Raw genomic sequence first — 25,368 nt, 5'->3', positions numbered from 1 at the left:
TTTAACCCTGCAATAGTAACACTTTCTGTCAACTTGATAGATGTGGAATGACAATAGTAACCTCGGTGCCTTCATCGAGCCGGCTGGTGAGCCCGATGGTGCCCTGCAATAAGCCCACATACCGTTTCACAATGTGCAGACCCAGTCCGGTGCCTTCAATATTCGTTACATTCTTTCCCCGGAAGAAAGTGCTGAACAAATGCTGTTGATCCTCTTCAGAAATGCCTACACCCTGGTCGGTTACTACCACGCGCAGACTTTGTCCGGTATTGTCGACGGTGAGCTTGATAACAGCGCGTTCCCCGGAGAATTTGGAAGCATTGCCCAGCAGGTTGATAAGAATGTTTTTCAATAACCGGCTATCTGTCGAAAAGGTAGCTATGCCGGTGTAGGTAGTTTCGATCGTTTGTCCTTCCTTTAATATCCCTTTGATCTCATCGACCACTTCAGCCTGGAAACCAGGCACGTCGAAAGAAGCAAATTCAGCACTGATCCTGCCTTCCTCCAGCTTACCCAGCGACAGGAAGTCTTCCAGTAATATATTAAGGTGTCTTACAGAGTCTTTAATGCGTTTAATATGTTTGTCGCGTTTGTCCTGCTCTTCACCCTGCGTATACCGGCCGATCAGCGCCGCAGAAGATAGAATAGTGCTCAGGGGAGTCCTGAATTCATGCGAAGCCATAGACACAAAACGGGATTTGATCTCGTTGAGTTCCTTTTCCTTATTGAGCGCTTCACTCAATTCCTGTTGAGAGCGCTCCAGCTCATGCAGCGCCTCCCGAAGAATGAGCGTTCTTTCCTCCACCTTCGACTCCAGCTCTGCATTCAGCTTACGCATGTCGGCAGTGATCTGCTCCAGCTGCGTCTTCCGCGCCAGCAATTCCTGCTCTGCCCGCTTGCGCTCGGTAATATCTACAATGAAAGCAATGACAAACGTTTCCTCCTGGCGGCGGTAATGGCTAAGGCTTACCTCTACAGGAAACTCACGCCCGCTCTTTGTTCTGGCGAAGAGATCGCGCCCGTGGCCCATCGACCGGTTGCTTGGCTTTTGAATAAAGTCGTTCCGGTAACCTTCATGCCTGCCATGGAAACGGGAGGGGATTAGCACCTCGATGGCGGCTCCCAGCAATTCATCACGCTGGTATTCAAACAGCCGGGCAGCTGCCGGGTTGATCAACACGATCTTTCCCGTTGCATTGGTAAGAATAATACCTTCCGTAGCGTTCTCGAACAACGCATTTACCTGTCCTTCGCCAGATTCAGTAAACATACAGCCACTTAAATTTTCGGGAAGTTAAACCAAACCTGCCAGTTTGCTATTGAGTTTGATGAAATTCAATGAGTGCAATCTGCTGATAACCACTTAATACACCTTGCTCCACAAACTCCACGTCGCCGCCATCTTTCAAAACCTTTTCAATAATGTCGTCTACCAGCTCCTCCATAAAATTTTCTTCTACCACCAGCAGACGGCCTTTCCGGTGAGTAGCTGTATTCCACACAGCTTTAAGACCGAAACATAATTTCCCATCTTCATGAGCCTTATGCAGTAAGAACCGGAGTTGATGTTTATTCCAGGGATGCAGGTCGTTTTGTAAACTCATATAAATAACAGATGCAGGCGCTGCCTTGACCGGCGCCACCTTGTTCATGGTTGGTGAATGTTGAGGAGTAAAAGTAAAAGCCTGAGCAGGAGTAAAACATGATTTTGATCATCCCGGCGAGTGATTATGGTTAGGACGATAGGTAGTCACATGCTGTTAGTACCTGTAACACCTGCACGCTTTTTCCCGTTTTTGACACACTTATCGGTCAAATCCACACGAATATCGGTTTGTACAAATTGGTATTGATTTATGATATTTATTTGTTACACGAAAGCACTAATTCAACAGAAAAGAGTATCCATATCCGATTGAGGGACTGTTAAACCTATATCAATCATTAACCTAAACCGGCTGCGTGTATGGGATCACCATATTCGTACAAAACATCCTATTGCCTTATCCTGTCGTTGCTGATGGCTGTTGCCACCGCGAAAGCACAGCAAGCGGCAAGCGCTGCAGCCGATACCAGTCGGCCGGTTAAAAAAGGCATACATAAAGTTACCGACTCTGCACGCTCCATTGCTGATACTACTATTAAGAATATCCGCTCACTGGCCCGTTTCCAGGGCGATAAATTAAAAGAGGGCCTTGGTGCTCAACGTGATCGATTAAAAGGACTACTCCCGCGTAAACAGAAACTACTTTCCTACGACACAAGCGCCTTCGATTTTAATAATCCCTTTAAAAAGCTGCTCAATGCAAAGCCACGCCTGGCAATCACAGGTGGCTATGTAAGTTATCAATTCAACTACCGGAGTGCCATCGACACGCCCTATGTTGAAAAAGATATTGCCCAGCATAATATTACGGGTAACCTGAACCTTACGGTGGCAGGATACCTGCCATTAAGAGTTACCTGGTGGTCCAGACAAAGCAACTCCCGCATTTTCAGGGATATTACCGATGTGCAGGCTTCTTTCGATGGAGCAGCCTTTCAGCAGCAGCTACAGGCTTCTCTGCGTCAACGACTGCTTGCCATGGCGCCTTCACTTAACGATTCCCTCACTGAAAAACTATACGCTTTAAAGCAGCTGCGTCTCGAAGAGCTGCGTGCTAACTTATTAGCCTCCTTCACTGCGCAAAGCCTTATAGAAGCGAATGAGACCATGCGGATACCGAGAATTACCTGGTCACCACGTTTGCCGGATAGCGTGAATAGCCGCAGAGAAGATTCATTGAAAAAAGCGGCTGGCTATTTCCTCGACCTCTATGCCAAAACAAAAGGGGAATACGATAAAGTGGAAAAACAGGTGGATTCCCTCAAAACATTGTACCAGCAGAACCTGGCGAAAGTGCAGAAGTTCAAACAAATGGTGACCGGGCAATGGAATGAGTTGATCGCTTCACGGGACTGGTCAGCAAAGTTGCAGGAATATGGTATGAATAATGTGGAAGTGCCTGCCAGGTATCGTTGGTTGCTGGGCCTGCGGCAGTTCAGCGTGGGCAGAAGTGTTACGAACTACAGCGAGCTAACGGTAAAAAACACCAGTGTAAATGGACTAAACTTTGAATATAATTCCTGGTATTATCTGGCGGTGAGCGCTGGCATTGTAGACTACCGGTACCGTGACTTCGCGATCAACGGGGCCAACAAAAAGCCGCAATACCTGTACCTCGTACGCGCGGGCCTGGGCCGGTTGGAAAAAAACTACTTTATCTTATCAGCCTTCCGGGGTGAAAAGCAACTCTTCCCTTCCAATGGAGGCAGGCTCTCCTCTATTACAGTCACAGGATTCAGTGCTGAAGCCAAAATGCTGGTAAACCGTACCTCTTATATTACGGCGGAAGTTGCCAAATCGCTGGCGCCGGATTTCAGGAACAATCCTGCACAAGGCAATACCAAATTCACGCTTTCCGATCGCACCAACCAGGCTTACGCCATAAAAGCCTATTCCTTTATACCTGCTACGGGCACCCGCCTCGAAGGGTTCTATAAACATACCGGCGCTAACTTTCAATCCTTCAGCAGCTTTCAAACGAATGCTGCGCTGGAAAGCTGGACCATCAAAGCCGATCAGGGATTCTTTAAACGCAGACTACGCATAGCAGCATCGTTGCGGAAAAATGAATTTACCAATCCGTTCCTGCCGCAGGATTATAAAAGCAATACCATTTTCAAAAGCCTCACAGCCACTTTCAAAATGCGTAAATGGCCGGTGATCACAGTAGGCTATCAACCCATGAGTCAATTGACGGCATTGGACAGCGTGGTGATTGAAAACCGTTTCCAGGTGCTCAATGCAAGCGCTTACCATATCTATAAGATCAACAACCTGCGCACAGCTACTACAGTGGTATTGAATAAGTTTTACAACAATACCAGCGACACGGGATTCGTGTATTACAACGCCACCAACATATTCTGGGCACAGCAATTCTTTTTTAAAGCTTTTACCACGCAGGTAGCTGTGTCCTATACCAGCAACTCGGGTTATCAGCTGGTGGTAATGGATGGTGGTATTCAGCTCAACCTGACAAAATTAGGTTCGCTTGGCTTCGGCACGAAGATCAACGTGCTCAATGATAACCTCATTAAGACAGGAGGATACATGAATGCCAACATCCGGGTGTATAAGCAGGATTTTATCACCCTGAGTTATGACCGTGGCTACCTGCCAGGGTTCAATAAAGGGCTTATACGGAATGAGATGGGAACAGTGCAGTTTGTAAAAAGTTTTTAACTGATTGATAATTTAAGCAATCGACAATATGAGAAAGATATTCTTGTTTATGCTGCTTTCTTCCTTTGCATGGTGTGCCCACGCACAGGTAGTGCTCAACCTGCAGTTGCCGCCGATGGGCCTCACCATCAAGCCGCAACTTTGGAACCTGTCGCTGGTCAATACTTCGTCACAGGACATGCAGGTGCGCATTGAAATGGTGATGACGGATGTCAACAACAACCAGCGTGTCCTTACCGGCACTTCCCGTGTTATCCTGTTGCCTAAAGGCATCAAGCAGCTGCAGGTAAACGATGTAATGCCCATTACTTATAATTCCGGTAGTCCGGGATATGCAGTAGATCCTTCTCCGCAAGGCTTTTTGCCGGTAGGACTGTTCAACATCTGCTACACAGTCATCAAGCTGGAAAGCGATGCAGCCGACAGGCTGGGGGAGGAGTGCGAGACCATTGAAATAGAACCTATCAGCCCGCCACAATTGGTGATGCCGCTCGATGAAGAACCGGTAGATATTACAAGGCCTTTCTTTGCATGGATACCACCATCACCTTACAATACATTGAACAGCCTGCTGTATGATTGGATACTGGTGGAAGTGCAGGCAACCCAGAGTCCGGCAGATGCCATCCAGCAAAATGTGCCCGTACTCAGCAGGCAAAATATCTCCTTTACCAACTTTCAATACCCGCTGGCTTCGCCGGAGCTCGACAGCAGCAAGCTGTATGCCTGGCGCATTACGGCTAAGAACAATATGTCGCCAATAGCCAACAGTGAAGTGTGGAGTTTTCGCGTACGTAAGTTCCTGCCCGATTCTATACCCGGCACGCCTGCCGGCGTCTTTGCCAGGCTGGGCCGCGAAGAAGACGCTGCTTTCACGGTTTGTACAGGCGTGCTCCGGTTTGAATACATCAATGAGCTCAACAGCGCTGCAGTGAACCTGCGGTTGTACGACATCAGCAGCCCGAACCGCAAGCAGATTACGTTGGAGAATACGGAAAAGCAGGTACGCCTCGGACAAAATTTTGTACAGGTCGACCTGCGCGACCATGCCGGCATGGTCAATAAACACATGTATCTGCTCGAAGTAGAGAATGCCCGGAAGGAAAAGGGCTATCTGAGGTTTGAATACAGGGATTAAGAAAAAGATTGACGATTCACGTATAAAAATAATTATAGCATGTTAGTTTCTCTGGCGCGTTATCATAAGTCCATAGCCTGGTTCTTTGTGGCAGTATTTTACCTGGAGCTGGTGCTGGTACCGGTAGCAGGCAGGGCGGAAACAAGACCGTCGCTGCCCTACAAGCCGGCCCCGTCTTATACAAGCCGCTCACCCTGGTTTTTGTCAGCGGCGGGTATGAGCACTCCTGCAAGCGGTAGTAACGTTGCTGCCAACCCTACACAGGAAGTAGGTGTTTCCAGCGTCCCACTCACCACTCACTACTCACCACTCACTACTTTCACCACCGGACCGGGACAACCGGAAATGGCTGCCTTCACTTCGGTGGGTAGTGCCAACATGGTCGACCTGTTTACGGGTGATTTCTCTTACAACATTCCCTTGATGGATGTAGGTGGATATCCGGTAAACCTTGCTTACCGCGCTGGTGTGGGGATGGACGATGACGCGAGTTGGGTGGGGCTCGGGTGGAATGTCAACCCCGGCACGATCACCCGGAACATGCGTGGATTGCCGGATGATTTTAATGGAGTATATGACTCCGTGCGAAAGGTGCAGCATATAAAAGAGAATAAGACCGTGGGTGTAACGGGCGGAGCCGACCTGGAGATTTTCGGATTTCCTTCCAAAGAGAAAGGAGGACAAAAAGTAGATAGTCCCAAAACCGGTGTCAACATTGGCGCCAGCCTGGGCGTCGTACACAACAATTACCGGGGCTGGGGATTGGAGCACAGTATCAATGCCAGCATCAATGCCGGTAAAACTGGGAGTGGTTCTCTTACGGCCGGTCTTTCGATCACGAATAGCTCGATGGATGGGTTGTCGATCACGCCCTCATTATCGGCAAAGCTTGTACAGACGGATGCTGATCAAAACAAATCGACTTATGGTTTTTCTGTGACCCAGCCATACAATACACGCAGTGGGTTAAGGGCATTGCAGCTGGGGTTGGGTGCTGGTCGATCAAAGACGGTTAAGAAAAACGGTGAAAGTCTTAGCCGTGGTTATTACCAGGGCATATCCTCCTTCATTTCTTTCAACAGCCCCACGTATACACCTTCCATCACCATTCCTTATACCAGCTACCAGATATCTTTTTCGGGCAAAATAGGTGGCGCAGTGAAAGGATTTTTTGCTGATTTTTTCCTGAGTGGCTATGTTGCCAAACAATACATTGCTGATGCAGACACCTTGCTGGAGTTGCCGTCCTATGGCTACTTGCATTATGCCGCAGGGGCACAGAACACGGCTTCCCTGCTCGATTTCAACCGCGAGAAGGAAGTGCCTTACCGGGAAAAGCCGGCCATACCCCATATTGCTATTCCTGCCTATACCTACGATGCGTTCTCTATTTCGGGTGAAGGAACGGGTGGCATGTTCCGCGCTTACCGCAGCGATATTGGTTTTGTGTATGATCATACTATCCGCACCAAGGATAGGTCGCATAGGTTAGGAGTAGACCTTGGCGTGGGAGACCTTTTCCATGCGGGGCTCGATCTCAACATGAACCGGGTGATCACGGAAAACGGCCCCTGGATCAATCAGAACCTGCTGCGCGAGGCTACTTATTTCCGGACAGACTCAGCCGATTTCCAGGCAGTGTATTTCCGCAATCCTGGCGAGAAATCAATCAACGATAAACGGTTTTATGAAAAGCTGGGTGGCGACGATGTGGTAACAGTGGGATTGTCGCAGCCCGAAGGATCTAACAGTGGGATGATTTTCGCAACGAATTACCTGAGACGATACAAGAATGGACGCTTTAATGGATTCGACACGCTGAACAGGCGCAATGCAGTTAAGCAGGAACGAGACAAGCGCACGCAGGTGATCAGCTACCTCACAGCAAAGGAAGCGCAGACAGTAGGATTGTCGAAGTACATCGAGTACCACAAAATGAATGCATTCCACACGGATACCTGCGGTGAACCAAAAATGGAAGAACTGGCTGCTATTGGATCAGGTTTGCAGGCAGAATATTATTCCCAAAAGAATTTTAGAGGCACTCCTTTCCCGGCAATCGAGAACGTTGATTTTGTATGGCCCTGGAGAAAGCCTCCCTATGTAAAAGCGCCCAACAAGGCCTTGCCTGGCAACTTCCCCTGGGATTATTTTACCGTACGCTGGGTGGGTAGGCTAAAAGCACCCAAAACAGGCAATTATAAAATATATACAACCAGTGATGATGGCATGCGGGTTTTCCTGAACGACACGTTGATCATCAATAAATGGAGTCTTAACTCGAAAAACGAGGGAGAAGCAAGTGTGAACCTGGTGGCAGGTAAGTTTTATGACATACGTGTAGAGTATTTTGAAGCCGGCGGCGATGCATATGGCTGGCTGTGGTGGCAGATACCTGGTAAAACGAGCAGAGAGATAATCCAAACCACTTTTTTATACCCCCCGCCTGTTAAGGATACGATGGATTTCAACAATGTTGTGCGGGAGCAACGTGTGAATCGTTTCCGCAAAGCCACGCATATTTCTGAGATCGACGTGCTCAACAACGATGGCAGGAGATACATTTATGGCATACCAGTATACAACCTCAAACAAAAGGAAGTAACCTTTGCGGTAAATAAAGACAGTGGCGACCGCAGCACAGGTCTTGCAAAATATGTTCCCGGGCGCGAGAATACCGCCATCGGAAACCACGAAGGAAAAGACAATTATTACAGCAGTGAAGAAGTACCATCTTATGCACACTCATTCCTGCTCACAGGCATTTTGTCGGCTGATTATTCTGATATCACCGGTAATGGTATCAGTGACGATGATATCGGCGATGCCGTAAAATTCAACTACACGAAAACAGCAGGAATTGGTAACCCTTACCAGTGGCGCACTCCATCGGCTGAACGGGCTGCAGCTTACAACGAAGGACTGAGGACGGAGAACAGAGATGATAAAGGCAACTATATTTTTGGAGAAAAAGAACTGTGGTACCTGCATTCCATCGAATCGAAGACCATGGTGGCCACCTTTATCCTGGAGGATCGTGATGACCTGCCTGCCTATGGTGAAAACGGGAATAAAATTGCCAGTCATGCCACCAAACGGCTGAGGGAGATCAGGCTCTACAGCAAAGCAGATTTTAAGACGAAGCAAGCCGCTGCCATACCCGTCAAAACGGTGCATTTCAAGTACTCATACAGGCTATGCGCTGATGCCTATGGAACAGGTACGGGAAAACTTACCCTTGACACACTATATTTTACTTATAACAACAACAATAAGGGTAAACAGAATCCTTATGTATTCAATTACAACAGCAAGAACCCTGCTTACCACCTGCAGCGCAATGACCGCTGGGGCGTCTATAAAGACCCGATGCAAAACCCGGGTTCTGTAACCGGTAATGTGGTCACCAACGCTGAGTACCCTTATGCTTTGCACGACAGTGCCGCCGCTGCTGCCAATGCCGCAGCCTGGGCGCTTGATTCTATCCAACTGCCATCAGGAGGAGCACTCAAAGTGCAGTATGAAAGTGACGACTATGCTTTTGTGCAGAACAAGCGGGCCATGCAGCTATTCCGCGTGATCGGGACAGCTGCCACACCTGATTTTGATAAACGCTCATCGAAACTCTATACCAAACAGATCGATAATATCTGGACCGATCACCGGTATGTGTTCATTCGTGTACCCAAACCGGTAACCGACCGGCGCGAACTCTACAATACTTACCTCGCGGGCGTGGAAAAGCTATACTTCAAGCTCATGGTGGAAATGCCATCAAAACCCCTTGATAGTGGCTATGAGCACATTCCTGTATATGCCAACCTCGATGCCGATAGCAATTATGGTATCATCAACAGCCAGGTGATTTGGGTAAAGCTCGCCGGTATATCCCTCGCAGGTGACCAGCCTGGTCCCCGTAGCCCGTTGGTGAAAGCCGCTACCCAGTTCCTGCGTCTCAACCTGCCTGCGAAAGCATACCCGGGTTCAGAGACAGGCGATGATCTTGACCTCGAAGAGGCGGTGATGATGTTGGCCGGTATGGCTTCAAGTATCACCAGTGCCTTCCGCTCATTTGATGCTATTGCGCGCAACAAACCCTGGGGACAGAACATAGACACCTTGCGCAGCTTTGTAAGGCTCAACAGTCCCTTCCTGAAAAAGATGGGTGGCGGCCACCGGGTAAAGCGTATTACGGTGTACGATCACTGGAATAAAATGGCCAAAAAGCCTGGACAACCAGCCGTAAGACCTGCAGTCTACGGGCAGGAATATATTTATACCACGCCCTTGCAGATGGATAGCTCCACGATTATGGGAAGCAGTGGTGTGGCCATCTGGGAGCCAGGCATTGGCGGAGAAGAAAACCCTTTCCGGATACCGGTGGAATATGTGGAGAAGATAGCGCCGTTGGGTCCCGTTACCCTGGGCTATACAGAAGAACCGCTGGGTGAATCATTCTTTCCGGGCGCCAGCGTAGGCTATAGCCGTGTACGCGTGCGAACCATCAACTACAAGAAAACGAAATCTGCCAATGGTTATGAGGAAACAAGATTTTATACGGCTTATGATTACCCGATTTATACGGACAGAACACTGATTGATGGCGACAACAAAAAAAGATATAAACCTACGCTTGCCAACCTGCTTCGCATCAACGCCAAGCACTACATGAACCTGAGCCAGGGCTTTAAAATAGAGCTGAACGATATGCATGGGAAAATGCGTTCACAGGCTTCTTATGCTGAAACAGATCCTATACATCCTATTGCTTATAGTGAGCAGTTCTATAGAACAGATACGACCATTCCTGGTTTCCGCCGGCTGGCCAACACAGTAATGGTCATGCGGCCTGATGGCAGCATCGATACGGCCGCCCTCATAGGTAAGGACGTGGAGCTGATGATGGACATGCGCATGCAGCGGACAGTTACCCAGGCTTTCAACCTGCCGCTGAACTGGGATTATTTTACAGTTCCTTTTGTACCACCGTTCTTCCTTTTCACTACCCTGTACAACTTTTCACAGCGAGAAGAAAATATGTTCCGCAGTGCGGCCACTACGAAGATCATACAGCGATATGGCATCCTCGATAGCGCCATACAGGTAGATAAAGGAAGTAGGATATCTACGCAGGATCTTATGTATGATAGCGAAACGGGCGATGTGCTGCTTACCCGTACGCAGAATGAGTTCAACGACCCGGTATTCAACTTCACCTATCCATCCCATTGGGCATATGATGGCATGGGGCTGGCCTATAAGAACATCGATGCGGTGCTGCGCCATGTAGACATCCGTGATGGCAAACTGGTGGGTATGACGCCTGCACAGGACAGCCTTTTTAGCAGTGGTGATGAAATACTGGTAGCAGGCAAAGAACGAACACAGGATATTCCAGGTTGCGGCAAGGACTCCATTGCCACTTTCCCGGACTTCGATAAAATATGGGCAGTAGACAGCAGTGTGCTATATGGCGGCGCACGTGGCATTTATTTCATCGACCGGTGGGGTAAAGCGTACACAGGATACGATATCTCATTGCGTATTATCCGCTCGGGCAGGAGGAATGTCCTTGGCGCAGTGGGCAGCGTTACCAGTCTCGACAGCTTGGTGAAGAAGAATACGACTACGGGTCAATATGAGCTGGTGGTCAATACAAACTCGAAGATCATTGCTGCCTCGGCAGGAGAGTTCCGCCAGTTCTGGAAAACGGATGATGTATTGCGCAAACAACCCACCATCACCTGCATTCCCAACTGGCAACCCGATGGTACATGGGAGTGTGTACAGAGTAGTGGAGTAAATACCGGCTACCAACGTGTACAGCATAAAGATATAAATCCGCATAGCCCCACCTACGGCGACTCGACATGGGTAATCGTAGAGAATTGCTATGCATGCCCGCGCCCAGGCAAATGGGCTCAAACAGATTCCTTCCAGTGTGCACAGGATAGCGCCGGCAACAATCTCGGCTTCCGTTATCGCGGTGAGATAGATACAGCCTCCTGCAGCGCCACTTACGGGCAATACCGTTGGCAGATAGCGGAAGCACAAAACTGTACGCTGTGTCCGAAACCTGCGAACTGGCAATTCACTACCGGCGATAGTTGCCAGAAAGATTCCAATGGCATCAATACCGGTTATATACTGCGTAAGCAAACCAATATTGAAACATGCAGTAGCAATCCTGGCGCCATCAGGTGGATACGGGATACGGTAAACTGTACCATGTGTTCCAAACCAGATGAGTGGTGGCCGCTGGACAGCACCCGTTGCGAAAAAGACATCAATGGTAAGAATACCGGTTATCTCCTGCGCAAAGAGGTGAACCTGCAGGCTTGCAACGATAGCGCCGTGCGATGGACGAAGACGCTGCAATGTGATAGCTGTAAGAAACCAACCAGCTGGCAACTGGCAATCGGTGATAGCTGCCAGAAGATCGGAGGAGTTAACACAGGTATAAGACTAAAGGCGTATCAAAATATAGAGCCATGCAGTGATAGCGCAGGTATGATAAAATGGGTACAGTATGGGGCCGCGTGTGATAGCTGTAAGAGGCCGCCAAACTGGCAATACCTCCGCGATAGTTGCGTCCTGGATGTCAACAACAAGAAAACCGGTATCAGGCTAATAGGTTACCAGAACACGGAGTCCTGCAGCGATAGTTTCAATGTGGTTAAATGGATTTCTTATGGTTTGGATTGTATTAATTGTAAGCCACCGAAGGCCTGGAAACTGGTGGATTCTTCTTGTGAAGTGACCGGAACTAAGCCATTTACCTATACCGGCTATATGATAAGAACATATTCGGATACTTCGGTTTGTGCGGGACCCGATTCAACAGCAAGAGTATACAGACCTCAGTATTGTTCTCAGGTAGAGCCCGAGCCTGAAGACACTTGCGTATATGTAAAAGTGGAGATCGATACCGTTTATAATACTTCTAATGAAAAGACGGCCATCATCAAGTTGAAATTTTATTCCGATGTAGCACGGACTATTCCGCTCGCATTGTCCAATAAGAAGATCAGATATCATGTAGAGAACTGGGAAGATGGAGTCTGGCTCAATACCACGCTGTACGAAGTCATCTGTACCGGAACCGAAAGAACATTGGGGACACATATCCAGATATATTATTTGAATCAGCTTGAATCACCCAATGTATTATACGAATACAAATATGGAGCTCCGGACGAATTGAACCCATGTGAAAGCGGTGGCGGAGGTACATGATAGAATAAAGTCGTTAGATCAGTATAAAACTACATGCACAATTAACATCTATATAGTATGAGGTTGATTAAAAAAATATTCATAGCGGGAGTGCTGCTGTTTGCGGGTATTGCACAAGTCAATGCTCAATCCTGCGACACCATTACCGGCACCATCTGTAAAAGCATTATTGCCGATACGGTATTCAATCCTTATGTCACGGGGGTGTTGGGCAACTGGCGGGCTAATAAAAGTTATACATACTATGCCCGTCGCACCGAGCAGGATCCCACGGCGCTTACCACCAATATCCGCCGTGATGGTACTTTCAAAGATTTTACAACATTCTGGGCTTTTCAAAGCAGCAAGCTGACTGCAAACATCGACACCAACCGTTGGGTGTGGAACAGTGAGCTGACCCTCTTCAATCGTAAAGGCTTTGAAGTAGAGAACCGGGATCCCCTGGGCCGCTACAATGCCGGGTTGTATGGTTATAACCTGACGATGCCGGTGGCGGTAGTGCAAAACAGTCGCTACCGCGAAAGCGCCTATGAAGGATTTGAAGACTATGTGTTTGCCACGCAGGTTTGTGACACAGCTTGCGCAGCTACACGACATATCGATTACTCCGACTGGCGCTCCAGCATCGACACCACGCAAAGCCATACTGGCTTGCGTAGCCTTAAAGTGCAGGGGAGTAGCGGCGCAAACGTTGGATTGTCATTTGAAGTGAAGAAGGTAACACAGGATGATACCATGCCCAGGCTAAACTTTATTACGAAAACCGATGCCTGTGCCGGTGCGGTGCTGGATGAGATCAGTACGGGGAAAGCGATCCTGCTGCCCATTTTTTCACCGGTGCCTGACAAGCGCATGCTGATCAGCGCCTGGGTAAAAGAGGTAGGAGATAATACTTTTCGTGCCAGTTATACCAACAATAAGATTGTAGTAACAGACGGGATTAAGTCCGCTACTTTTTATCCATCTGGCAGCATCATAGAAGGCTGGCAACGGTACGAATCGGTGTTTCCGATAGATTCGGCATCCACGCAGTTTACGATCAGCCTGCAATCTATAGGCGCCAACGCTGTTTACTTCGACGATCTCCGCATTCATCCTTTCAATGCCAATATGAAGTCTTTTGCATTCCATCCGGTAAACCTGCGGCTGATGGCCGAGCTGGATGAGAACAACTATGCCACATTATATGAGTATGACGATGATGGCACGCTGATCAGGTTGAAGAAAGAAACACAGCGCGGGGTGAAGACGATCAAAGAAACGAGAAGTGCCCTCGTAAAAGAAAATTAAGAACATTGAATCCAGAATACAGGAGTATGAAAAGAGTATTATTTAATGTATCGATAGCCACGATCTGTGTGATAATGATCATGGTGTCTCCCTGTAGAGGCTGGGGGCAGACGCCGGCAGATGATGCTGGTAAAGCCATGCAGGCGATACGGTCGATGGCGGCGAAGTACCAGCAGGCCCAATACCTGAGTTTTGATATACTATACCGCTATGCCGCCGAGAGCAAGCCCGGGGAATACCTCGATAGCCTGAAGGGCCAATACAAGTTGCACGGCAACAGGTACTGGAACATCCTCGACAATCGGGAGAGTGTATACGACACCCGCCTGCTGTTGATGCGGTTTGAAGAAGACAGCATCATTTACCTCGCAAAGCCAGGTGAAGGTGCTGCGCAATCCGGAACCGGCAATATTGGCCTGGCCATGCTGGATACGATGCTGTTCAACAATAAAGAAGCACAGTATGCCTGGAAAGAAACGAATGCAGAGCAGGTGATCACATTATCCCTTGCCGGTCCCGTTGCCTGTCGGCAGATGACCTGGCATATCGACCGGACAACAGGCTTCCTCACGAAGATGGTGAGCATTGTGCGTTCGGAACAGTTGTACGATCCGTCTGTCAGGTCGCAGATCGCTGATGCTGCTACCTCTTATGTGATCGTGGAAACGCTCTATTCGAACTACCGGCAGGGCACGTTTAATGACAATGTATTCGATCTTGGAAAATACATCAAAAAAGAAGGGCAGGATTATGTGACGGTGGCGCCGTATGAAAGATATAAAGTATTTCTGGGTACTCCGGGACTTTAAGGTCTCTCCAAATAAAATATTATGAGAAAGTTGTTCTTCACAAAATGGCTTACAACGATAGTATTGTTATCCCTGCTTTGGCAACCCGCCAACGGGCAAAGTGTTGACCCGCCGGTGATCGGGGTATTGGACGGTAGCCTTGGGTCGATCAAGGTCGATTCATTGGTCACGGTCCAGGATGCCAAGATGTTTAATCCGGCCTATACGGGTTTGCTCAAAACTCCTTACAGGACGGAAAGCATCATTTCTTTCGAGGTCAACGAAGGGCTGCCGCTGCATTTTCCTTCAGGCTTCACGGCAACCGTGGGTTTGTCCATTACTTACAAAGAGGCAAACGGCACCCTGCTCTCTCCGCAAACCACGAGCCTCACGATTGGTTACAGCACCAATGGATCCTATACACAAAAAGCAACCTATGTTAAAACCGGTTATTATGGGGCAACGGTAAAAGTTACTTCTGTATCGGTGTCATTTCCGGGAGGCACAACTCCCTGGAATATATGGCGTACGTTGAAGATCGTGAACCTGCTCCAAAGCTATACCGAATATAATTTTTCGTATTCCGGCAACACCATTAGCCAGCTGAGTGATTCCGCCTGGGCGGAGGGCACTGATAAGGATGAGTTGCCCGTATGGTGGACGCCGTCTATTGGCGCCAATGAATACGATCTTGAATGGGCATATATCGACTCTGCAGCCCTCGCTGCGCATCGATATGGCAACGATCCCAATAATCCTAACCTGAACCTGATCTTTGCACACAATGCTACCCGGGTGTCTATCCCTGCCACCGCTTACCGCATACCCATTATTTACGATAGCAAAGGGCATCTTTTTTACCGCGTACGGGCGGTGCAGGTACAGGCAGGTGGTGGCCGCTATGAAGCAACGTGGACCACACTTGATGATGTAGGGCATGGACGCTTCAACTTCAATGGCCACGAACGAACTTTCAACTGGCAGGCCACAACGAGTTTTGCGGAAGAAGGCAAGCGCAAGAGTGTAGTGCAATATTATGATGGCAGCCTGCGGGGTAGGCAAACCGTTACCAAAGACAACTCGACCAGCCGGACCGTGGTCGCAGAAAGCTTTTATGACTACCAGGGGCGTCCGGTAATACAGGTGTTGCCTGCGCCTACCTTGAATACCATCATTGGATATACCCAAAACTTCAACCAGGGTATCAATGCGGATGAGTATAGTAAAAACCTGTTCGATAGTATTGGCAGTCCCGGCGAATATTGCGACGTACGGGCTGCGGCGATGGATTCCGTCTCCGGTGCTTCACAATATTACTCTTCGCTCAGTGCGTTTAAAGATTCCGGCGTGCACAAATATGTGCCAAATGCCGGCGGTTTTCCATTTACCGAAGTAGAATATACCCAGGACAATACAGGGCGGGTGAATCGCCAGGGTGGGGTAGGGTCAGACTTTCGCCTGGGAAGCGGTCATGAAACAAAATATTACTACAGTACACCCGATCAGCGCGAGCTGGATGCCCTCTTCGGAACGGAAGTAGGTGACAGGTCGCACTACTTCAAAAACGTGGTGCGCGATGCCAATGGACAATACAGCGTTAGTTATGTGGACATGCGTGGACGAACTATTGCCACCGCACTCGCCGGTAACCCTGACGCTAACCTTCAGAAATTGAGTTCAAATGCACCGGCCACCCGCACGGAAGTAATTGCCGATCCTTACTCCGTAGTGATCAAAGACCTGGTGATGGAGCATAAAAAGAGTCTGACTGTTACCACGGCAGGCAACAGGACATTCTCCTATCAGCTCAACCCATTGTTGTTGAAAGAAGCAGGTTGCAATATGGATTCAGTGTGTTATGATTGCCTGTACGACCTGCAGATCACTATTACGGATGATTGCAATAACCAGAAATTTGCGTTCGATACCGTTGTGCGCAACTTTTCGCTCAATGCCATCGATACAACCTGCGATAATGGTACCGGTTTTTCCTTCACGTTCAATAAATGGATGCCGGAGGGGAATTACGAGATCACCAAAAGCTTGTCGGTAAGCCGCTATGCGCTGGATTATTACCGCGACAGTATTTATATGGCGGCCAATACCTGCAAAAGCCTGGACAGCTTTATTGTGGAGCAACGGGCTTTGCTGGCGCAAATGACCACCGACTGTAAACCTTCCTGCGATGGCTGTAAGGCAAGTTTGGGCACCTGGCCAGACTTTTGGACCAAATTCCGGCAAACCAATGGTGTCGACAATGTGGATACTGCGGTATACAAAAGCATGGCCCTTGCTGCTTATGACGAAGCAGTGCAACAGTGTGCCGAGTTGTGCGATTCGTTGAGCGATGTGTTAAGTATACGTCGCACCATGCTGATGGATATGACACCCTCTTCGGGCCAGTATGCCAACATCGATAACCCGCAGGATCGTTATTCCATCTTCTTCAACCGTATAGATTCAGCGGATGACAACCAGATCAACGATACCTTGCCTAAATATACGCTGGTCACCAATTACCTTGATGAAGCGGGAAATCCCGACTTGGTATTTGATGAAGGTGCCGGTAAACTGGTGCCTCCGCAAAACCTGTCACCGGAATTATTTGCCCTGCGATTCAAGCCAAGCTGGGCCGAAGCCTTATTGGAGAAGCACCCCGAATATTGCAAACTGGTACGTTATGAACAGCTGGCGGCCAGCCATGAGTGGGACCGGAAGTTTGAAGCGGTCGACAGCTATGCGGCAGCTGTAGCAGCGGGCTACCTGAATCCTACCAGCCAAACAGGTAGTATAGCTACTTATTTTGGCCGTAATACAAGCGGTACAGATCAGTTGTGGATTAAAGACAGTACTTTTTTTAGCAGTCTGCGCGATTCATTGAACCAGTACCGCAAAATAGACGGGCAAAACATCAGCCTGTGGAGCGTAGCTACGCTGACGGTGATGTGTCCCGGTCAAACCGGCTTGGCAGCCTGTATCAATAATTACAGGACCAACGACAAAGCCTTCAATACTTCGCTCATGTGTGAAGGCGAGCTGGACATGGCCTGGCGCACTTTCAGGCAGCTGTACCTCGATATTAAACGCACGCACGTCAATAAATGGATTAAAACTGGTTGTGGCAGTGCTATGACGGCTGGGCAGATCGTAGCCTCTGGCCATTCGCCCCATTTTGCCGATGCTAACGAAATGAAGGCGTTGCAATCGCCTGCCGAAGTACCTTCTTCAAAGGCTGAAACAGAAGCCTTCATGCAAAAATATTATGCGGATAACTGCAAAGCATATGCTACCCGGTGGGTCCAGGACCTCGCACCCTGCACACTGTATAATATCGATAGCCTCAACAATGTCATTATACCTGCATTGATCGCTATTTGTAAAGAAGGTTCAGACTCCGTACACCCTTATGGAGCCAGCTCTGTAAAGCCTTCAAGTCTCAACCCTGCCCAATTCCGTAGCTTCGAAGCCTACCTGAAGTATTACAACGCTACGCATAGCATCAATGATTCCCTCAATTGTAATGCTTATGGTATTACAGCCCCTAAGCCCTATGATCAGCAGGCCATGCATGGCAATAAGCCCTTGTATTCCAAGCCCGATACCTGCGAGTGTACCAATGTTACCCGTTTATACAACTTGTACAAGCCCAAAAAAGCCCGTTATGGCAGCTTTTCCCAATACATGCGGGAGGTATACAAGACCGTTGTGGAAGACTCTGTGCTCAATACCCTGCTGAGCCTTTGCGGTAATACCGACTTTCCGGCAGCCGATTGTGATTTTATTTCCCGGCGCATCTTCCTCCCACCGGTGTTCCAGTGCAATACAGGCGACGTATGTGTCGATTGCGATAAGTTCAAACAACTGGACACAGAATTCCGGCAACGGTTCCCTGCCGTAAAACCGGTCATAACCGATACACTCATAACCGATTCTGCACAACTTGCCTGGAACAGGGTATACGAACAGTTCATGAACTACCGGCTGGGCTATGTGAAGACAGCAGGCGAATACCTGTTGTTCAAAAGCCAGTGTAACGGTGATCCATACAATGCCGTATGCGATAGTTTACAGACCATTGTAAGTGATTATAAACAACAACGGCAGCAACAGTATGGGGTACGGTATCAATTTAATTCAGCTGAAGGAGACATTTATACCGATCTGCACGATCTGGTACGTAATGGAGCTATACAGCTGCCCGATTCAATACGGCAAAGACCTGGGGGATGGTACAATAATATTCAGATTGGTGGGATGAATAGTAGTAAATATTTCTGTGGCCCCGACGGCTATGCTATAGAAAGCAGGTGGAAATATTTGAAAAATACAGGACATGAAAATGGCTTTTACCTCAATGTTGACAATAAAATAAACTACCTGTTCTCACGCTATTCAGCGCCCGTTACTGCTGGTGGTGTTACTTATGAACCAGGTCTTTACATTAGTGGAATATCAGACGAGTCCGGCAATTCATTCGGTTTTGAAAATGGTGGCAGTGGCTTCAATTTTATATTGGTCGATACCAACGAAAACTCTCTCTTCGATTGGTGTACATTTAAATTGTTGGTAAAACCTGGTTACCATGAGTTGTATTATAATGGCAAACTCATCCGTCGTACTAACTGCACCCCTGCATTGACTTTCGGCGGTGCAGTAAATGTGGTCCTGGGTATAGGTGGCAGAAATGGATGCATGGATTGGTATAAAACCTATGATGCAAACGGAGCATTAAAATATTTCGAAGACTTCCTCGATCCTGATCATCCGGCATTCCCTGATCCATCTATCGTTTGTCCATCTGCACCGCCAAACTGCCAATCGTCATTTGTAACTTATTTTAATCAGCGTACAGGTCGCAGCTATACTGCCAGTCAGATCGATTCGCTATATACCGCAACCTGCGGAAAATTGCCTGGTGCTTGCACCAATACAGGTAGCCTGCAACAGATAGCAGACAGCTTTAAGGTCAGCAGACAGCAGACCTACGGCATCACAACAAGGGTTTCTTCCAGTGAAGAAGAATTCTTCACTGATTTCCGTGATATTGTGCACAATGGAGTGATACAGCTGCCTGATACCATCAGGCAACGTGGAGGGCCATTCTTCAATTACGTAGGTTATTTTGTAAATAATAGTAAACAGTTTTGTACCAGCAACGGTGGGTATGCATATGAATTCAGGATGAAATTCATGCAGGACCTTCCATCAGGGCATGCTTTCTATGCAGGGGCTACCCATCTTACAGGCACATTTACGAGGGCAGGAACAGGCCTTTATCTTTCCGGTGTGGCTGCCGATACAAGCCAGTGGGGCTTCGACTTTGGGTCTAACAAGTTTAGCTATATTTTGGCGAGCGATGACCCTAATGTGATAGCTGATTGGTTCACCGTTAAGTTCCAGGTTTCGCAAACTAAATATTACATTTATTTTAATGGAGCGTTGATTGCAGCATTTGACCGTAATCCGTTGCTCCCGCTGAACAACACTACCCAAATGGGTATCGGTTATGGAGGAAGATATGGTACTGTAGACTGGGTGAAAATGTATGATGCCAATGGCAAAGTCCGTTATTTTGAAGATTACCTGGACCCCAATAAGCCTGCACTCCCTGATGCAGATTATATTTGTCCCTCAGCGATACCTGATTGTCAGTCGTCGTTTGTAGATTACTTCAACCAGCAACAGGGTACCAGCTACACTTTACAACAAATAGAAGCGCTATATGCCGCGGCTGGTGTAGTGCTGGATGTATGTCCGGATGCCGATCCTTCCTGCAATAAGCTGGGCCAGCTGTTGACACAATTCAGGAATGAATACCATAACCCTGCCAATAGCTTTGTCGATCTTGACATGCGTACTCTGGCAGGTGATAAAACACCCGATGAAGGTCCTAAAGGCGTATTTGATGTAAATGAGAACCTGATCGGCAATACTGTAGACGGTACCACTGTCCAGATCAATACATCCTTTGCACAAATATGGAACAGCAGTGCAGTGAACAATGCAGTAGGTACATTGACCGCGCTACCCAATGGACGCTTCCGCCTGCAACTGAACCCGGGCCAAACCATGCCTTGCAACGGAATCATCGGCATGCGTTACTTCCAGTTCGATATTCCAACTGCTACGCTGGATGCTGTGCGGATTGGATCAGGAAGTTATATTGACTTTGGAGATAGCATCCGCATGAAAGTGGCAAGTACACAAAACAGCCATACTACTATAAATAGCTTTATAAGTGGTGATGGAGGTGGTGACGCGAGATTCATTAATAACAGGCAAGGTATTCGTGCATACAAAATTTGGCATTACTACAGTTCTGCCATGTTGCGTACCATTACCATTTACCATAGTGATATAAGGACCGAAGAGTTCTTCTTTGATTGCGGTAGCAATTGTGTGAACATGACCACTCTGAAGAATATTCGTGGCTATATTCCATCTCATATAAAGGTATGGGGTTTCCACAGTACCCAGGATTCTACCTTCAACAATACCGCTAACATCAGGAATTTTAATCAGGTTAATACTGTCAGGCTGATTGAATTTGGTAATGGCGGCGGCTATAATTTCAGGACTAATAAATGGGAAAGCTTTGCCGGCAATAGAGGTATGCGTTCCCTGTGGCTGGACAATGATGTGAGCTTGCCTTCCAGTCAGCTGAGACCAATTAGTCAGTACCTGCCCAACTTGCCGCAGAATTTCCCCGATATAGCGCATATACGATTGGTGCCTTATGACTCGATTGTAGGAAAGGACATGGATTTTCGTTTACCGAAGTTGAGGGCGCTCTTCTTTCAGGCCACGTCTGCTTTAACGGCAGCGCAACTGGATAAGATTATTATTGATCTCGCCAATACTACAACGGTCGATAGCGGTGCATTGGGACTTTGGAACCTCCCGGTATCAAGGACCTCCGCCAGTGATGCAGCCATCAATACACTTATAGCCAAAAAATGGTGGATAAACCTGAATGGTGTCCAGGTAAATACAGGACCATTAACGAATTTCAAATCAGCATTGCCTGCTCCGGACTCCATCCGGTTTGCGAATGAGTTTTCGGATTACATCAATAACAAACTGGGCACAAACTATACCCTGCTGGAGATACTCAATCTCTATCAGAATAAGTGTGGTGCTCAGCCGGATTATTGTGCAGGGCCTGAAGTTTCCCTTACCCTTTGTGGTCGGCAGGAACCGGTATTCCCGCCCACGTTACTGGAAGCAATCGACAATTGCAGCGATTCCACCTTCTTTATCCAAAGCAAGGCACAGGACCTCTATCGCCGCTATACTGATTCGCTGAAAGGACGTTTCGATAGCCGCTACATGGCTAAATGTATGCAGGCATACAAGTTCGAGAAATTTACCGTACGCCATACGGTGAGTGAGTATCATTATACGCTCTACTATTATGACCAGGCAGGTAACTTGGTGAAAACCATTTCGCCCGCAGGCGTACGTCCCAACTACGATTCCTTGTGGCTAGACAGTGTAAGTGCTGCACGGCTGGCCAAACAAGTGAAAGTACCTGCACACCTGCTGCCTACACAGTATCGCTACAATACCTTGGATCTGGTGACTGCTCAAAAGAGCCCGGATGGTGGCAAAACAGAATTCTGGTATGACCGGTTAGGCCGATTGGCGTTAAGCCGCAATGCCCGTCAGTTGGGACTTAGCAGTAATAATAATTATTATTACAGCTATGCGAGATATGATGTATTGGGCCGTATCACGGAAGTAGGGCAGGTAAAAGATACGTTCACACATGTGGTAAATGATACCTTTACCCGGAATGAAGTGACACTTGTCAACTGGCATGATAAACTGCTGAACTATCGTGAGCAGGTAACCAACACAGTATATGATATTGCTTATGATGGTTTCACCGGCATTGATGGCAAGATGGTGGTAGCACAGCAAAATGTACGCAACCGGGTAAGCTATATAACCTATACCGATACGCCTGGACTGACCACTTCTTATAACCATGGTAGTTTTTACAGCTACGATATTCATGGCAACGTGGATACATTGTTGCAGGATTATGGTCGTTCTGATATTCGGCCCAACCTCATGAACAAGAACGGCAACCGCTGGAAGAAGTTTGTCTATGAGTACGACCTCATCAGCGGTAAGGTGAATAAAGTACAATACCAGCCGGGTTATTCCGATCAGTGGGCCCACCGCTACTTCTATGATGCGGAAAACCGGTTGACTGAAGTGCAAACAAGCGGTGATGGTTACGTGTGGGAAAAAGAGGCCAAATATGAATATTACCTGCAAGGTCCGCTCGCACGCACCATTCTTGGTCAACAGCAGGTGCAAGGCGTGGATTATGCCTATACCCTGCAGGGCTGGTTGAAAGGAGTGAACAGCACAGGGGCTACGGCTACACACGATATTGGCGGAGATGGTAAAACGGGTACACTCAATCAATATGTAGGCCGTGATGCGTTGGGCTTTAACCTTAATTATTTCCTCGGTGATTATAAACCTGTCAATCCGGGAGCAGTTTCTACCTTCCCGGCTTACAAATGGTCAGGTGGTGGCTTGCCTGATACGGCTTATCGTCCATTGTACAATGGTAACATTAGCAGCATGGCCACGCACATACGGATGTTCGATGCCATGGGGCATGTGCCGATCCTGTACAATTTTAAGTATGATCAGTTGAACAGGATAGTGAAGCAGGATGCATATTTCAACTTCAATGTAGGCACCAACACCTATGGCACGAATTGGGCCTGGGACCAAACGTTCCACGAAGAAATGGCGTACGATGCCAATGGGAATTTCCAAAGTGCTGTTCGACATGCCATTGGCGCCAATTCCAGAATGGATGAGTTGAACTACCATTATTATGCTGGCACAAACCAGTTACGGCGCGTAACGGACAATATAGACTCTACCAAGTATGGCTCGAATGCCTGGGAAACGATCCAGGATCTCGATACCCAGCCACATGATACCAACTATGTGTATGACGCTATTGGCAACCTGGTGCAGGACAAGAAGGAAGGGATCACCAACATCAAATGGAACGTGTATGGCAAGATCATGGAGATTACGCGCAATGTTACGACCCGGAATAATGTAGTGAAATTGGTATACAATTATGACGCTCAGGGCAACCGGATTGGCAAAGTGGAATACCTGAATGCTGGCACACGTAATTACACCTGGTATGTACGGGATGCGCAAGGTAAACTAATAAGTACCTATGCTGCAGTGGACAATAGCTCTGTATCACCCAATCAACTGGACGGGCTACAGTTGAGCCGTACTGAACGACAGCTCTATGGCAGTAGCCGGTTGGGGGCTATCCATTATGGAAGTAGTGTGGATGGTGGACCTGGCAACAGCCAGTTCTTCTCTGGAGGCGCTTACGATCGTGGACGCCGCCAGTATGAGCTGACGAACCATTTGAGCAATGTGCTCACCACAGTGAGTGATCGTAAAATAGGCGTATATTCGAATGGCTCTTTGACATTACCCAATGACAGTGTAGTGGCCATTGTGGATTACTACGAACCCCATATGGTAAATGCCACAGACTATTATGCCTTTGGCATGCCCAGCAGGATAGCCAGCAGTGCTACAGGAGAAGGATACAGGTTTGGCTTTAATGGTAAGGAGAATGACAATGAGGTAAAAGGTTTCGGTAATCAGCAGGATTATGGCATGCGTATTTATGACCCGAGGGTTGGGAGGTTTTTGAGTGTAGATCCTTTGACTCAGGAATACCCATGGTATACGCCTTACCAATTTGCAGGCAATAATCCAATTAGGTTTATTGATTTAGATGGTGCTGAACCTGGTGATGATGTGTCAAAATATTGGGAAAATCAGCCTCAAATTGATATGACAAAGGCTACTACAGTAAAAGGAACTAACTCAGCTGGGTTTCCGAGAAATGGTGTTTGGGCTGCACGTCAGCAATTTGCGCAAAAGCCAGAAATGTTTAGCCCGGATAATCAGTTTAAAATTTTTAAACAAAACATTATGCCTGAGGTCGATGAACAATGGGTTAAATACAATCCTACACATGCACCATATATGGGTAATACGACACTTCATCACCATATTGATGGACAAAATAAAGCCGTTATAATTCCAAAAGAATTAAATAGAGAAAAGTTTAGTGAGTTACATGCATATTTAAAAGATAAGGTTAAAAATGTAACAAGAGGAGGGAGGATTAAAGGCATTTCAGGCGGCTTAATGAACTTTTTAGGTTTTTTAGGAACTATTTCTATGTTTAATGCTAGCAATCCTGATGCTTTAATAAACGCATTTAGCGGAGGAGAGCAGCCTGAAGATTATGTTGATAAAGTAAAAAAGGATTTCCAAAGTGGTGTTTATGTAGAAATTACTGGAGTTAAGATAGAAAGGTTACCTATTATGAAAAATGGTAAGCCGATACTTGATAAAAATGGTAATCCCAAATTGTATATTTCTAAACGCATTGTGAATGGTACATTGTATTCGGGCTATATTTATGATGAAGATTCTAAGCGATATAGAGGTGTTGATAAAATTGGTACGCGCGAAGAAACTTGGACATATGATCAAAATGGCAATCGTAATAATGTACGAAGTATTGACCCTGATAAAATATTATGAAA

Annotated in this window: 8 protein-coding genes; 6 read left to right on the top strand and 2 right to left on the bottom strand. The window is 47.5% G+C overall.

All coding sequences use genetic code 11. From position 1 onward, the window contains the following. Positions 1-28 precede the first annotated feature (28 nt). Both AC5JBY_RS21490 and AC5JBY_RS21485 read right to left on the bottom strand, forming a co-directional pair. Entirely contained in the window at positions 29-1,270 is a 1,242-nt protein-coding gene (locus tag AC5JBY_RS21490; RefSeq protein WP_495906711.1) for a PAS domain-containing sensor histidine kinase, read from the bottom strand. Between the two features lie 46 nt (positions 1,271-1,316). Then, complete coding sequence (locus tag AC5JBY_RS21485) at positions 1,317-1,652, bottom strand: hypothetical protein (RefSeq protein ID WP_495906710.1); 336 nt, start codon at positions 1,650-1,652, stop codon at positions 1,317-1,319. 314 nt (positions 1,653-1,966) lie between these two features. Here AC5JBY_RS21485 and AC5JBY_RS21480 point away from each other — a divergent pair, with 314 nt between their 5' ends. From AC5JBY_RS21480 to AC5JBY_RS21455, 6 genes are read left to right on the top strand one after another with little or no spacing between them, the layout of a single operon-like run. Continuing rightward, positions 1,967-4,288, top strand: coding sequence for a hypothetical protein (locus AC5JBY_RS21480; RefSeq protein WP_495906709.1), 2,322 nt, complete (start codon positions 1,967-1,969; stop codon positions 4,286-4,288). Positions 4,289-4,316: 28 nt separating this feature from the next. After that, positions 4,317-5,426 (top strand): hypothetical protein, encoded by a 1,110-nt coding sequence (locus tag AC5JBY_RS21475; protein ID WP_495906708.1) that lies wholly within the window; start codon positions 4,317-4,319, stop codon positions 5,424-5,426. A gap of 39 nt (positions 5,427-5,465) precedes the next feature. Continuing rightward, a complete protein-coding gene (locus AC5JBY_RS21470) occupies positions 5,466-12,662 on the top strand; it encodes a PA14 domain-containing protein (RefSeq protein ID WP_495906707.1) in 7,197 nt (2,398 codons plus the stop codon). A 57-nt stretch (positions 12,663-12,719) separates the two neighbouring features. After that, the gene (locus AC5JBY_RS21465) at positions 12,720-13,952 is read left to right on the top strand and encodes a hypothetical protein (protein WP_495906706.1); all 1,233 of its coding nucleotides are present in this window, start codon (positions 12,720-12,722) and stop codon (positions 13,950-13,952) included. Between the two features lie 26 nt (positions 13,953-13,978). Further along, a complete protein-coding gene (locus tag AC5JBY_RS21460) occupies positions 13,979-14,761 on the top strand; it encodes a LolA3 family protein (RefSeq protein WP_495906705.1) in 783 nt (260 codons plus the stop codon). 21 nt (positions 14,762-14,782) lie between these two features. Beyond that, entirely contained in the window at positions 14,783-25,366 is a 10,584-nt protein-coding gene (locus AC5JBY_RS21455) for an RHS repeat-associated core domain-containing protein (RefSeq protein ID WP_495906704.1), read from the top strand. Positions 25,367-25,368: the final 2 nt, after the last annotated feature.

Source organism: Paraflavitalea sp. (genome assembly GCF_059502485.1).
This window is presented reverse-complemented; position numbering and strand designations above follow the sequence as displayed.